The organism is Cupriavidus sp. SW-Y-13, from assembly GCF_009793345.1.
Taxonomy (GTDB): domain Bacteria; phylum Pseudomonadota; class Gammaproteobacteria; order Burkholderiales; family Burkholderiaceae; genus Cupriavidus.
Genome location: NZ_WHLX01000002.1, coordinates 1164863 through 1178112 on the forward strand (window position 1 = coordinate 1164863; position 13250 = coordinate 1178112).

A 13250-nucleotide genomic window follows, 5' to 3' on the forward strand; every position below is an offset into this window, starting at 1 on the left:
AGGGTTTTCCGATTTTTTTCTCAGAATCGTCTTAATAGACTCCACTTCGCCCATGCCATACGGGCATCCGAGATGGATTGCGGGGAACCCTTCCCCTGCAACTCCTGATTCCAATGCCACGTTGCTCCCCGCGCGTGGCATCTTTTTTTCGCTCCCTACTTTTCGCTCCCTTTTTTTCGCTCCCGTTTTTTCGCTCCCTTTCCTTCACACGGCCAGCAGCCCTTTCTCCACCATTTCCAGCAGGCGTGGGCCGAACTTTGCGGCGTTCTCGTTCGCGCCCTCGCGTAATGGCCCGTCGATCAGCATGATGGCCAGGCCGTGCACAGCCGCCCAGGCGATGTATTCGGCGCCGGGGCGGCGCGCAGCCGGGAGGATTCCGGCATCGACCCAACGGTCCAGCGACGCACCAAGCAATTCGAATGGATTCATGCCGCTGTTGCCGGCCTTGTCCGGATCGGTATCGTTCTCCACCTCGTCCGGCACCGAGAAGGCGGTCCGGAACAGTCCGGTTTCGGACAGTGCAAAGCGCAGGTACCCGGTGCCCACGGCGCGCAGGCTGCCCCGTGCACGCTCCACGGCAGATGCATCGGGCGGAATGGCGGCAAGTTCAGCTTCCATGGCCATGGCCAGGCTCGACAGCGCCGAGGCGCGTACCGCCTGCAACAGGTCCTGTCGATTGGCGAAGTGGCGATAGGCGGCGTTGGGCACCACGCCGGCGCGGCGCGTGGCCTCGCGCAACACGATGGCATCGGGACCACCGTGCCGGGCCAGGTCCACGCCCGCTTCCAGCAGCGCACGGCGCAGGTCGCCATGCCGATAAGTGGTTCGCGACGGCGGAATGCTGGCGGCTGCGCGGTTCATGCTTCCCCTCATGTGGACAGCGTCCATCTTGTTGGCATTAATAGTAGACAGTGTACACAAATAGTGCCAGTGCCCGATGCGACGCAGCACGCGCCGTGCGGCGCGTCAGAGAATCGGTGCAAACAGCTTGGCCACGTGCATGGCCACGCGCAACACGGCTGGGGATGCGAGAAAGTCGCTGGTATCGATCTCTCGCGCATGCGCGAAATCGGCCTCCAGCATCTTTTCCACATCTGCGGCAAAGGCGGAATCCGCCGTCATGATCATCAATTCGAAGTTCAGCCGGAACGAGCGGTTGTCCAGATTGGCCGTGCCCACCGCAGCCGCAATATCGTCGATCAGCACCACCTTCTGGTGCAGGAAGCCCGGCTCGTAGCGATAGACCTTCACGCCGGCAAGGATGGCCTGGTAGGCATATATCGTGGAAGCGCCGTAGACCACGAGGTGGTCGGGCCGGGACGGAATCAGGATGCGCACGTCCACGCCGCGCAGCACGGCGAGCCTCAGCATCGCGAACACAGCCTCATCGGGCACGAAGTACGGCGATGTCACCCACAACCGGTGTCTGGCCGACCGGATCGCTTCGACGAAGAACAGCGAGCAGGTTTCCTGCGCATCGGCCGGACCGGACGGCACCACCTGGACCGTCATCCCGCCCCCCTCCCCCTGGCCCACCTTGGGGTCCGGCGGCATCATCAGGTACGGCACCTCCTTCGCAGCCCAGTACCAGTCTTCGGCAAACGCCATCTGCAGTGTCAGCACCGCAGGACCACGGATTTCGATATGGGTGTCGCGCCATGGAGACAGCGGCGAACGTTTGCCAAGGTACTCGTTGCCAACGTTGTGGCCGCCCACGAAAGCGCGTCCGCCATCCACCACGACCAGTTTCCGATGATTGCGGAAGTTCAACTGGAAACGATTGACAAAGCCGGGATGCGTGGAAAAAGGCCGGGCCTGCACGCCCGCCGCGTGCAGCACGCGAACATACTCGCGGCCCAGCGCATGGCATCCGATACTGTCGTAGAGGAAATAGACCCTGACACCGGCCTGAGCCCGCTCGCACAATCGACGCTGCAACGCACGGCCAAGCTCGTCGTCATGCACGATGAAAAACTGCACGAGCACCTGCTCCTTCGCGGCGTCGATGGCCGCGAAGATCGCGTCGAACGTGGCATCGCCGTTGATCAGCAATCGCACATCGTTGTTGCCCATGCACGGAATGCCGGTGAGGGCCGGCAGTGCCCGCATGCATGCCTGCGCGGGCAAGTCCACCACGCTGGCCCTGAGCGCCTCGCGCTCGTGTGCGGTCATGCCCTGGCCGATCTCGCGCAGGCGGTCGTTGTTGAAACGTCGGGCGTTGACGTAACCGGCGAACCGGCTGCGCCCAAAGATCAGGTAAGGCACCAGTGTCAGGTACGGCATCATCACCAGCGATCCCGCCCACGCGATGGCGCCCGGCGCGGTACGCACCGTCATGACGGCGTGCAGGGCCGCCACGACCCCCACGGTGTGGAAGGCGACCACGATCACGGCAATCACGCTTGGACTCAGCATCGGCAACTGGCAGCCCGGAGGCTTCCCTGACCCAGAGGGCCCTATTCTGGCATGGCACGTCACATGCGCGCATCCACACCATGGTACAGGCCGGAGTTGCCCATTTTTTAATCACGCCGATGGGTTCCGCATGCGGACGGCGGGTCGACACCCGTTCGGGCGTGGTTATCCACAAGTTCTGTGGATAAGCAGCCGCCACCCGTAAACCCATACAAAACATCGGATTAGACGCCGCAGGCCAGCGTGCCTCGCCGCAAGCCGCGACACCTGTGACGCCACTGAAGCCTTTTTAAGGAAACCGCGATTGTTGCAGCGCTCCCTCGTCGATACGCTGCCACCAACGTTTTGTCCTTTTAATGTGTTTTGCAGGATCGATAGTGCCGTATGAATGAGCGTGCCAACATTGCGCTGCTGGGCAGCAGCGCCTCCCCCCTCCATCCCATGCAGGAATTGCTCTCCATTGCCGGGTTCCAGTGCAGTTACTTTCAGGCCGGCCGCGACCTGATCCACGGCCTGGGGCACGACAATTACGACATGCTCCTGATCGACCGTGAACTGCCCGATATCTCCGCCATCGATGTCATCCGCGCTGTGCGTGCCGTGCGCAACCGCGACGTGCCCATCGTGCTGATCGCCGGACAGGGCAGCGACGACGACGTCGTGGAGGCGCTCGATGCCGGCGCTGACGACTACGTGGTCCGTCCGCTCAGCGCCCGCGTGCTGCTGGCTCGGCTCAGCGCATTGCGCCGTCGCGTAGTGGATACTCGGCTGCGGACGCCCCTGCCCCTGCGCGCGGGCGGCTACGAGCTGAACAGTCCCGGCCGTTATGCCACGCTGCACGGCGTACGGATACCGATGACACCCAAGGAGTTCGACCTCGCCATGCTGATGTTCGCCAATGCCGGCCGTATCCTGGCCAGCCAGCGCATCGAGAATACGATCTGGGGCCACGACCTGCCGGGAGACTCCCGCGCGCTGGCCGGGCTGGTGTCTCGCATGCGGCGGACCCTCAATCTTTGCCCCGAGAACGGCGTTACCGTTTCCGTGGTCTATGCACAGGGCTACCGGCTCGATGTGCTCGACCACGCGGCGCGCGAAGAACTCACCGCGCATCGCGAGCACGATTCGCTGGCCCTCCACTACTGAGCCATGCGTCAGGGCGCTGCATCGGCAACGCGATGTAGCGCCCCTCTGACATCCCTCCTCCAATGACGCGGCGTCACGCCAACGTCACATGCGTCGCGGACCATCACACCGCGCCGCGGCGTCACGGGTTCCCTGGTTCCTTGCCAGACATCGAGAGACCCGGAAGCTGCCGCGCATGGGTCATGGCATGGCGGGGCATTGCCCCGGAGGAGTGTTTTTCGTGTTGCAAGCCATCAAGATCGGGCTGCCCGCCCGGCGCGGCCAATCCGTGTGGCAGGGATTGGCAAGACTGCCGCTGGTCCTGCGGCTTTCCGCCGCGTTCGCCCTCATCTACGCATTCGGTGCCATCGTCGGCCTGACCGGCATCGTCAACCTCATCGAACTCAAGCAGGACACCGACACGCTCTACCAGCGCGATATGCGCGGGGCCATTTCCGCCGAGCGCGCGCAAGCCTCGCTCGCCACGCTGGGACGCGCGCAACTGGCGTTGACGCTGGCCACATCGAGCGCGGAGCGGGACACGGCGACCAACGATATTGCCGCCGCCATGAAGAATCTGGCTACCGCCGTGGACGGCGTGCGTACCGCCGCGCCCCAGCAAGCGCAGGCGTTGCAGACGGAACGCGCCGCTGCGGGCGAATTGACGGACAAGTATGTCGATCTCATGCGCAAGCAGCCGCTCGATGCCTTGCAGTTCGATGCCTCGGTCTCCATCGAAAGCCATTTCCTGGGCCAGCAACTGCAGAAGCTCGGCGCGCTGATCGAAACCACGCGGACCGCGCTCGCCCAGCAGGCAGCCGACACGGTGGCCGGCGTGGCCGCCGCGCAGACGCGCGCGCAATGGGTCATGGCCGGCCTGCTGATGACCAGCCTGCTGGCCGCCGCGTGGCTGGCCTGGATCGCCGCACGCAGCCTGACGCGCGAGCTGGGTGGCGAACCACGCGATGCCGCAGCCGTGGCGAACAGTATCGCCGGTGGCGACCTGACCGCGCACGTCGCGCTGCGCAGCCACGACCGCAGCAGCCTGCTGTTTTTCCTGGCAGGCATGCGCGAGGAGCTGGCCGGCGTACTGGCCCGTATCCAGCAATGCGCGCATGAAATCTCCGACGCCAGCCACGGCATCACGCAGGGCAACGAGGAACTTGCCACGCGTACCGGTACGCAGGCCGCTGCGCTGGCCGATGCCGCCGCCAACGTGACGCGGCTCACCGCACTGGTCCAGCAGGCTCACCAGCAGGCGCAGGAGTCGAGCGACATGGCAAGCCGTGCGCGGCTGGCCACCGGCACCGGCATGGCTGCCGTACGGGATATGAGCGAAGCCATGGCCAACGTCCACGCCCAGTCGCGCAATATCTCGGACATCGTCGCCGTGATCGAGAGCATTGCGTTCCAGACCAATATCCTCGCGCTCAACGCTGCCGTGGAAGCGGCGCGCGCTGGCGAAGCCGGACGAGGCTTTGCCGTGGTGGCGCAGGAAGTGCGCGCGCTGGCGCAACGCAGCGCCACGGCCGCGCGGGAAATCAACACCATCATCGGCGCCGCCGCGCGCGAGATTGCACGCGGGGCGGAACTGAGCACGCACGTGGAAACTGCAATGTCCGGCATCGATTCCGCCGTGCACCACAGTCATACGCTGGCCTCTGAGCTTGGCAACCTGGCCAGCGAGCAGGCCGCCGGCATCCGCACGGTAACCGAGGCGCTGGCCCGTCTGGAACAGACCAGCGCCGACAACGCACGGCTCGTGGATAGCGTGACTGGCCAGGCAGCACGGCTGGACCTGCAGGCTGCGGCGCTCGAAAGCGATGTGGCACGCTTCCAGTTCTGAAGCTGTCCGCCAACGATATTGCCGCATCGCCGCAATGCCGCCCGGGGCCGCGCACCTTGCCGTCAGAGAAGGCGCGGCTTCAGGCTGCCCGCGTATTGCCGTAAATAGTGTTGATCCGATTTGCCGATGAAGGTGGCCGCGCTAGCATGGATGCCGGTGCCACTGCCCTTGGCGCAGTCGGCCCCGACCCATCAACGCAGACGCGCAAGTTGCGAAAAGGCAGGAACGACGCATGCTCCGCAAGGCCGCCCAGGACGATTCGTCATTCGAGGAAGACTTCGATCACGCCGGACGCGACTGGGCGCCCCGCCTCAAGCCCTGCGGCACCTGCCACGCCTGCGAGAAACCGGTTGGCGCGACGGACTTGTTCTGCGGCATTCCCTGCCAATACGCCTTCGAGCATTTCGAAATGCAATTGCTGCGCCGCCGCTAATGTCACCCATGTTGCGGCCGCGACCGATTGCCGTACATTTCCTTTCAAATTCCTGTCAACCGGCTGGCCCGACGGCCCGTTGAGGCGATCATTGGGTCAGCATCCGCAAGCCGTTTCGGGCTGCAATCCCAAGCCTGGTGCGGCAGTTGTGTCCGCAGGAAACAAATACGGGAACGGGGTAACCGGCATTTACGAGTGAACCGAGCAAGTTACACAACTGTTGCACTTATGCACATTTTGTGGCCGCTTTCTCGGCAAAAAGCCAGATACGCTAGACCCATCCCATCACGAGTGACCACGAATCATGTCTGAACGCCTCATCATGCTGGACGTACCCGGTGTCCTGTACTCGGACCGCTCCGCTGCCCGTCTGGGCGGTACGCCGAACACGGGGACTCTTCGGGATGTCAGGTTTTTCGATCCCATCGCCCTGGGTTTCCTGCGCCGGCTGTTCGGTATTGCTGGCGCCCGGGTGGTGGTCTCCGACGCATGGCGACGCGGCACGCCTGCCGCGATCTTCCAGCAACTGGACCTTCAGGTGGAAGGCATGACGCCGGCCGTGCATGGCGGCCACGCTGCGGAAATCGGCGCATGGTCTGCCCAGCACGCCATGCCGGGCGCCTGGGTGATCCTGTCCACGGCACCGGCCGCGTCGTTCAGTGCGGAGCAGCGCGCCCGCCTGGTCTGCGTGGACCCGGCCGAAGGGCTGACGGTCGACAACTTCCGACAGGCGCTCGACATTCTGGGTGTGGCCTGCCCGTCCACGGTCACCCCCGATTCGCGCGTCGAGCCGGGCCTGAAGGCCAAGCTGCGCCACCTGCAACGTCTGGCCCGTGAGGAACCGGAGCGCTTCATGCCCTCCCCGGCTGCCGATGGCGCGCGTGAGCAAGCCGTGGCCGTTGCCGTGGCCAGCCTGACCGGCAAGCAGTTCACTCCCTCGGTGATCCACGCCTGAGGCGTCGCACCATGGGACAAAAGCCGCTCCGAGGAGCGGCTTTTTTTACATCTGCGTCAGACCGGAATTAACGCGGATTGAGCTTCACCGCCGGAAAATCCACCGGCACGGCGAATGCCACGTTGATGTAGTTGGTGAACAGGTTCAGCGCAACATGGGCAACGATCTCGACGATTTCCTCGTCATTGAAACCGACTTCCCGCAGACGGGCGATATCGGCATCGCTGCTCTGGCCGCGCGACTCCACCAGTTGCAGCGCGAACGCCAGTGCCGCAGCGGTCTTCGGATCGGTCGATTCGCCACGCTGGGCGGCGGCCATCTGCTCGGCGCTGGCGCCCGCCTTGCGGCCTAGCGCCGTGTGCGCGGCCAGGCAATACTCGCAGCGGTTGCGGTCGGCCACTGCCACGGCGATCTGCTCGCCCAGCGCCGCGGGAATGACGCCGCCGCCGAGCGCACCGAAGGCGCCCCACATCGATTGCAGCGCGGCCGGCGAATTGGATACGGCGCGGAACATCTTGGGAACGACGCCGAAAGCGCCGTGGATCTGAGCAAGGGCGGCCTGGCTGCCAGCGGGGGCCGATTGCGTGTCGGGTACGGGGATACGTGCGGTCATGATGGACTCCTGATGCGGATGCGTGGTGGGTTCGTTACGTTCGGACTGGTGTGTCGCTGTCCTTGGGTTCCACTATGGCCGCTACCGCCGCACGTTGGGATACTATCCGTCCAGCAAACATACCCATTCGTCCAGACGCCATGGCAAGCCTCACCACTCCCGTTCTCGCTCCCATCGACCGGCTCTCGGCGTTGTTGGAGCGCTTCCGCATCCACGCGCACCTGTTCCATAGCGGCCCGCTGTGCGGCATTTCGCGCTTCAACGAGCCGGCGCGCGGTTTCCTGCACGTCATGCGCGACGGCGAGATGACTGTCACGCATCGCACAAAGGGACTGCCGAGGGAGTTGTCGATCCGCGAGCCATCGCTGCTGTTCTATCCGCGCCCGGCCATCCACACCTTCCACAATCCGCCCGCCGAGGGTTCGCAGTTTGCCTGCGCCACCCTCGAATTCGCGGGCGGCGTGCGCAATCCGCTGGCACGCGCGTTGCCGCCGCTGATCGTGCTGCCACTGGCGCAAGTCGAAGGGTTGGGCCCTGCCCTGTCACTGCTGTTCGCCGAGACCGAGCGCGTGCGCTGTGGCCAGCGGCTGCTGGCGGATCGGCTGTTCGAAGTGGTGCTGATTCAGCTACTGCGATGGATGCTCGATCATCCCGACGCAGCCGGCGTGCAGCCCGGATTGATCACGGGGCTGTCCGATGCACGGCTCGCGCGCGCACTGGTGGCGATGCACGAGGCACCGGGAGAAAGCTGGAATCTGGAGCAGATGGCGGCCTGCGCGGGCATGTCGCGCAGCGCGTTCGCCGAGGCGTTTCGCAATGTCGTCGGCCAGACACCGGCCGACTACCTGACCGACTGGCGCGTCAGCCTGGCGCAGTCGCGGCTGCGCGAAGGCGCGCCGCTGAAACTGCTGGCCGACGAATTGGGCTATGCCAACCCGTCGGCGCTATCACGTGTGTTCCTGGCCCGGGTGGGCCAGTCTCCGCGCGACTGGCTGCGCACGGAGCAAATGGCTGCAACGGCCGATCAATGATCAGTAGTCGACCGTCATCGAGAGCTTGAAGGTACGCGGCGCGCCAACGAACAGCACGTTGTTGGAAGTCGAAACACCTGCCCAGTAGTCCTTGTTGGCGATGTTCTCGACCGCAGCGCGCATTGTGTAGCGCATTTGCGAAGCCTTGAAGGTGTAACGAGCACCAAGATCGAAACGATTCCAGGATGGCAGGCTGATCGTGTTCGACGTGTTGGCCGCCTGACGTCCGGTCTGGATATAGCGGGCCGATACGGTCGAGCCCACCAGGAAGGGCAAATCGTACTCGCCGCTCAGCGTCACCGTGTAGTTAGGCACGCCAACGCCCTTCTTGCCGTCCAGCAGCGGATCGTTCTGGTACTTGGAGTCGATGTACGACACACCCCCAAGCAAGCGGAAGCCACGCAGCGGCTCGCCAAACACGCTCAGCTCCACGCCGCGGTTACGCAGTTCACGCAGGCCGAACACGCTGCCCGACAACGTCGTTCCCTGAGGCTGTTCGATCTGAAAGATCGCCAGCGTCGTGCCGAACTTGCCGGCGTCATACTTCACGCCCGCTTCCTGCTGCTTCGACTTTACCGGCGGGAAGATCTCGCCGCGGTTTACAGCGGTATTGCCAGCCGTGGGGCCCTGAGCCAAGCCCTCAATGTAGTTGTAATACACCGACACGTTCTGTAGCGGCTTCACCACGAGGCCGAACATTGGCGAGGTGGCAGAATCGTTGTAAGTGGATGTCTGCGCGCCATCGGCGGTGGCATAGCCACGCACATTGATCACTTGATGACGTACGCCACCAGTCAACAGCACACGGTCGTTCAAGAAGCTTAGCGTGTCGGAGAACGAAACGCCGTTCAGGTTCGTGCGGCCTGTGGTGTATGGGTCAGCAAAGTTGCCGGTGATGTTCGCTGTCGGATAGGCGACGGCCGGCGCATTGTAGAGGTTCGTCGGGAACGTACCGGAAGACCCAAATGCCGAAGCCTTTTCCTGCTTCAGGCCAGACCAACTGAGGTTGACCGTGTGTTTCACCGGGCCGGTGGCAAACTTGCCGCGCACACCCACTTCACCCGTGATCGTGTCCTGCTTGAAGGGCACAGAAAGGAGCGACGCCGTTCCGAAACCGCTATTACCGACGTTGGCGCCGCTGTAGTTACCAAATTCATTACTGTGGTGCGCACCAAAGGCGGCATAGGTCGTCCAGTCCTTCGTGATGTCGTACTCGGCGCGGATCGTCCCGTAGGTATCTTCCAGCTTCGAGTTCGTCCACTGCTGCGCCCAATTCGTTGTGGAAGACGGCACTGGCGGTAACGCCGTCGCAGTGTTGGCAAGATTAATCGTAGCGCGGCCCTGGAATACCGACTCCTTCTGGTAGCCAAAATCAGCGTTCACGCGGAACGCGTCGCCCTGATAGTCAAGGCCCAGCGTAAACAAGCGCTGCTGGCGGCTCTCGTTGTCGACCGCGGTATCGCCGCCACGCGCCATTGCATTGACGCGCACGCCGAACTGCTTCTTCTCGCCAAAGCGACGGCCAACGTCAATGTGGCCACCGACCTGGCCATCGCTCGTGTAGTCGATCGTGCCCTGCGTGATCGGCGCAGCCAGCGCGTACTTCGGCACCAGATTGATGGAACCCCCGATTGTCGTACCTGCCGGCGATACACCGTTCAGGAACGCGTTGGCGCCGCGGAACACTTCCACGCGCTCCAGGCCCTCGGGCGAAACCAACTGGCGCGGTGCGATGCCGTACAGGCCGTTGTAGCTGATGTCGTCGCCAGTCAGCGTGAAGCCGCGCACGACGAAGGCTTCGGAGAAATTGCCAAAGCCCGAGGTCACACGCACGGCGGGATCGTCAGCGAGCACGCCACCGAGCGTACGGGCCTGCTGGTTCTGGATCTGCTGGGAGGTGTACGACGTGATGCTGAATGGCACGTCCATGAAATCCTGGTTGCCGAGCACGCCGAGACGACCGCCCCGTGCCACTTGTCCGCCGGCATACGCCTCGGGCAACTGGTCGGGAGACGCTGCGCCCTTCACGGTCACGGCCGGCAACGTGGTAACGGGATTCTGCGCCGCCGCATCGGCGGCTGCCTCCTGTGCGAAGGCAAGCGTCGGCAGCAGGCCGGCAGCAGCCAGTGCGGTGACAAGGTGACGCAACGGGGTACGCGAGACGGACGCTCGCGATTGGTTCGTGAAAGACAAGGTGACACTCCCAAAAGAATAATTTTTGCGCCGCGCAATCCCTCCGCGCGGGCAGGCTTAACCCGATTCCAGAAAATGAAGGCAACGCTCTGGTGGCGTTGCTCGAAGACCATCCGACAGATGGCGAAGACTAGCCGTGGACTGGCGCCAGCAAGGGCGATAGCGTTGTTGCGAGAACCCCGACGATCACCGCCGTCCGCGCCACGCGTGGCGACGCGTGCGGTGCCCAGGAGAACGTTCCCGCCACGGTCAATGCACCCAGCGTGAGAAGCCCGCCCCAATACACCACGCCAAACGCCCAGCCCTCGGCCAGCACGCAAGCCGCAAGTGCCAGGGCCAGGGCAAACGCCCCCTGCCAGCGCAGGCGCCTGGCGCGTGCCGGTTCCGGCGACGTGCCGCGTCCGAACATGTCCGCGTGATGGCGATCCATTGCGGTCGCCAGCCACGTGAAACCGGCGACGGCGAACCCCAGGCCGGCCACGCAGGCAGGCCCGATCGGCAGCATCCCGACATCGCTCATTGCGGCACCTCGATACCCTTCACGTTGCTCGGGGTGGCCTTGGCCGTTTTCGGGGCCGCAGCCTTGCGCGGCGCCTTGCGTTTTCCGACGAGCCACGCGGCACTTCCCAAGCCAATACCCAGCGCGAGCACGGTCAGGTCGAAGCCCGCCACCACAGCCGGGCCGTGGAACAGCGTAACGCCGAGGTGCGTGGACGTGGTGAAGGCATTGAGCACCGGCAGCCCGGCAAACAGCGCCGCACCGATCCATAGCTGCACGCGCCACATGCCGCGCGTCGGCCGAATCTGCGCGAGCACCGCAGCAGCCGCCCAGGCGGCAAAGAATGCCTGGATCTCTGCGGCCGAGCGTTGCGGGATATCCACGGGCAGCAGGCGATTGGCCCAGAAGTACGTGGCGAAGGCGATCGGCAGACCGGCAATCGCACCCAGGTTCAGGGCCTCCACCAGCCGCAGGCCGAACGGCGTGCGTCCCGTGGCGGCAATGCGCTTGGCATGGTGCTGTCGTGTCTTGACGGCCCACATCACGGCACCCGTGGCAACCATCAGCGTGCCGGCGATGCCGGACAGGAAGAACAGCACGCGCAGCAATGTTGGCGCGAAGTGCGCCACATGCAGGCCCACCATCGTGAAGCGCGTGGCGCTGGCACCGGCCATTTCCTCGCCCAGCGTCGCCTTCAACTCGCCGGTGGGTCCGGTGAAGACCATCGATGGCGGCGTGGTCCGCATGCTGCGTTCATCGCGACGCGTGAGCGCCACGGTGGCGCTGGCGTTGTTGGGCTGTTCGACGGTGATGCGCTGGATGCCGCTATCGTTCCAGCGCGCATTGGCCTGCGCCATCATCGGCGCGATAGGCGCCAGTGGCGCGCTGTCCTTCGACGCCTTCAGGTTACGCGGCGCACGGGCGGCCAGTTCGGTGTTGAACGCGCGCTCGTCGCCCTTGTACACCGACTGGATCCCCCACGGCATGTACAAGAGCATCAGCGTGACCAGGCCCGTGTAGGTGATCATCAAGTGGAACGGCAGTGCCAGCACGGCCACGGCATTGTGCGCGTCGAGCCAGGAGCGCTGTCCCTTCCTGGCGCGGAACGTAAAGAAATCGGCAAAGATGCGCCGGTGCGTGATCACGCCGCTGATGATGGCCACCAGCATGAACATCGTGCAGAAGCCGATGATCCAGCGCGCCCATATCGCCGGCATGTAGTGCAGGTCGAAGTGCAGCCGATACAGGAAATCGCCGCCGCGGGTGTCGCGCGCACCGGCAATCGGCTCGCCGGTGGCCGGGTCGAGCGTTCGGGTTTCAAGCCGTGCGCGGTTGTTCTTGCCCTTGTCCTCGGCGGTCGGCTTGCGGAGCCAGAACAGCGAGATCGTGGGATTACGCTCGTCGGGCAACGAAATAAACCAGCGCTCCGCATTGGGCGCCTCACGCTGCAGGAAGGTGTAAGCGCGCTGCGCGGCATCCACCTCGGAGACCTTGCTGTTCAACGATGCATGCAACTCCGGCTTCATCCACACCGAAATCTCGTCGCGGTAATAGCTGGCCGTGCCGCCGCAGAACACGAGGAACAGGAACCAGCAGACCAGCAGGCCGGACCACGTATGGAGCCACGCCATGGCCTGGCGCAGCCCCTGACCTTTTCTGAGTTCAGTCATCACGCACCACCCAGGGCAAACCAGCCCAATGCCAGGACCGCAGCAGGAATTGCCAGACCGATCCACGCACGCAGCGCCGAATCGGCGGCAAACACCCAGATCACGGCCAGCGCAAACCAGAGGAACGACAACAGCGTGGCGGTCACCACAGCCTCGGCCCGCGCCATGCCCACCCACTGCGCCAGCACCAGCGACAGGCAGCCGGTAGCCAGCGCCGCAACGCCATAGCCACCCAGAATGGCCGCGATGGCGCGCGAGGCAATGCCTGCGCGGTATGCGACCGTAATCCCCTGCTTCATGTTTCTACGATGTCTCAAAAAGTAACGCACATGATAATCGTTCCCATCTCCGATGTCTGCCGCGTTATGTGACGAGTAGGGTTTGGGATGAGCAGACATTGGCAGACATGTCGCGATTTCCCACAAATCGCCGACCATCCGAGCGTGCCTGGCGATAGACACAGGACGGCG

At 64.2% G+C, this 13250-nt stretch carries 12 protein-coding genes; 5 read left to right on the plus strand and 7 right to left on the minus strand.

Features of this window, described 5'->3' with window-relative positions:
- Window positions 1-204: 204 nt before the first annotated feature.
- Entirely contained in the window at window positions 205-861 is a 657-nt protein-coding gene (locus GA566_RS20915; protein WP_160473923.1) for a TetR/AcrR family transcriptional regulator, read from the minus strand.
- A 105-nt stretch (window positions 862-966) separates the two neighbouring features.
- Window positions 967-2415, minus strand: coding sequence for a cardiolipin synthase (gene cls / locus GA566_RS20920; RefSeq protein WP_137923678.1), 1449 nt, complete (start codon window positions 2413-2415; stop codon window positions 967-969).
- Between the two features lie 384 nt (window positions 2416-2799).
- On the opposite strand from cls, the gene GA566_RS20925 reads away from it, so the two are divergent.
- The 4 genes from GA566_RS20925 (at window position 2800) to GA566_RS20940 (ending at window position 6774) form a co-directional block, all read left to right on the plus strand.
- Complete coding sequence (locus GA566_RS20925; RefSeq protein WP_137923679.1) at window positions 2800-3561, plus strand: response regulator transcription factor; 762 nt, start codon at window positions 2800-2802, stop codon at window positions 3559-3561.
- A gap of 220 nt (window positions 3562-3781) precedes the next feature.
- Window positions 3782-5386, plus strand: coding sequence for a methyl-accepting chemotaxis protein (locus tag GA566_RS20930; protein WP_212745210.1), 1605 nt, complete (start codon window positions 3782-3784; stop codon window positions 5384-5386).
- A gap of 232 nt (window positions 5387-5618) precedes the next feature.
- The gene (locus tag GA566_RS20935) at window positions 5619-5819 is read left to right on the plus strand and encodes a hypothetical protein (RefSeq protein ID WP_137923680.1); all 201 of its coding nucleotides are present in this window, start codon (window positions 5619-5621) and stop codon (window positions 5817-5819) included.
- Between the two features lie 304 nt (window positions 5820-6123).
- Window positions 6124-6774 carry an HAD domain-containing protein gene (locus GA566_RS20940; protein WP_137923681.1) on the plus strand — a complete coding sequence of 217 codons (651 nt, stop codon included), beginning with the start codon at window positions 6124-6126 and terminating at the stop codon, window positions 6772-6774.
- A gap of 67 nt (window positions 6775-6841) precedes the next feature.
- Here the strand turns inward: GA566_RS20940 and GA566_RS20945 are convergent, their stop codons facing one another.
- The gene (locus GA566_RS20945; protein WP_137923682.1) at window positions 6842-7387 is read right to left on the minus strand and encodes a carboxymuconolactone decarboxylase family protein; all 546 of its coding nucleotides are present in this window, start codon (window positions 7385-7387) and stop codon (window positions 6842-6844) included.
- A 140-nt stretch (window positions 7388-7527) separates the two neighbouring features.
- On the opposite strand from GA566_RS20945, the gene GA566_RS20950 reads away from it, so the two are divergent.
- The gene (locus GA566_RS20950; RefSeq protein ID WP_160473925.1) at window positions 7528-8418 is read left to right on the plus strand and encodes an AraC family transcriptional regulator; all 891 of its coding nucleotides are present in this window, start codon (window positions 7528-7530) and stop codon (window positions 8416-8418) included.
- Here the strand turns inward: GA566_RS20950 and GA566_RS20955 are convergent, their stop codons facing one another.
- The 4 genes from GA566_RS20955 to GA566_RS20970 form a co-directional block, all read right to left on the minus strand.
- Complete coding sequence (locus tag GA566_RS20955; protein ID WP_237380551.1) at window positions 8419-10611, minus strand: TonB-dependent siderophore receptor; 2193 nt, start codon at window positions 10609-10611, stop codon at window positions 8419-8421. It lies immediately after the preceding gene.
- Window positions 10612-10741: 130 nt separating this feature from the next.
- Entirely contained in the window at window positions 10742-11131 is a 390-nt protein-coding gene (locus GA566_RS20960) for a DUF3325 domain-containing protein (protein ID WP_237380552.1), read from the minus strand.
- Window positions 11128-12780: a PepSY domain-containing protein gene (locus GA566_RS20965; RefSeq protein ID WP_137923684.1), complete on the minus strand. Its 1653-nt coding sequence runs from the start codon at window positions 12778-12780 to the stop codon at window positions 11128-11130. The genes GA566_RS20960 and GA566_RS20965 overlap by 4 nt, the downstream gene beginning before the upstream one ends.
- Window positions 12780-13079: a DUF3649 domain-containing protein gene (locus GA566_RS20970; RefSeq protein WP_137923685.1), complete on the minus strand. Its 300-nt coding sequence runs from the start codon at window positions 13077-13079 to the stop codon at window positions 12780-12782. Before GA566_RS20970 ends, GA566_RS20965 begins: the two co-directional genes overlap by 1 nt.
- Window positions 13080-13250 lie beyond the last annotated feature (171 nt).

Excerpts from the sequence above, each read along its gene's own strand:
- GA566_RS20935 (WP_137923680.1), top strand. The coding sequence starts at position 5,619 with ATGCTCCGCAAGGCCGCCCAGGACGATTCGTCATTCGAGGAAGACTTC.
- GA566_RS20960 (WP_237380552.1), bottom strand. The coding sequence starts at position 11,131 with ATGAGCGATGTCGGGATGCTGCCGATCGGGCCTGCCTGCGTGGCCGGC.
- GA566_RS20925 (WP_137923679.1), top strand. The coding sequence starts at position 2,800 with ATGAATGAGCGTGCCAACATTGCGCTGCTGGGCAGCAGCGCCTCCCCC.
- GA566_RS20970 (WP_137923685.1), bottom strand. The coding sequence starts at position 13,079 with ATGAAGCAGGGGATTACGGTCGCATACCGCGCAGGCATTGCCTCGCGC.
- GA566_RS20940 (WP_137923681.1), top strand. The coding sequence starts at position 6,124 with ATGTCTGAACGCCTCATCATGCTGGACGTACCCGGTGTCCTGTACTCG.
- GA566_RS20965 (WP_137923684.1), bottom strand. The coding sequence starts at position 12,780 with ATGACTGAACTCAGAAAAGGTCAGGGGCTGCGCCAGGCCATGGCGTGG.
- GA566_RS20950 (WP_160473925.1), top strand. The coding sequence starts at position 7,528 with ATGGCAAGCCTCACCACTCCCGTTCTCGCTCCCATCGACCGGCTCTCG.
- GA566_RS20945 (WP_137923682.1), bottom strand. The coding sequence starts at position 7,387 with ATGACCGCACGTATCCCCGTACCCGACACGCAATCGGCCCCCGCTGGC.
- cls (WP_137923678.1), bottom strand. The coding sequence starts at position 2,415 with ATGCTGAGTCCAAGCGTGATTGCCGTGATCGTGGTCGCCTTCCACACC.
- GA566_RS20915 (WP_160473923.1), bottom strand. The coding sequence starts at position 861 with ATGAACCGCGCAGCCGCCAGCATTCCGCCGTCGCGAACCACTTATCGG.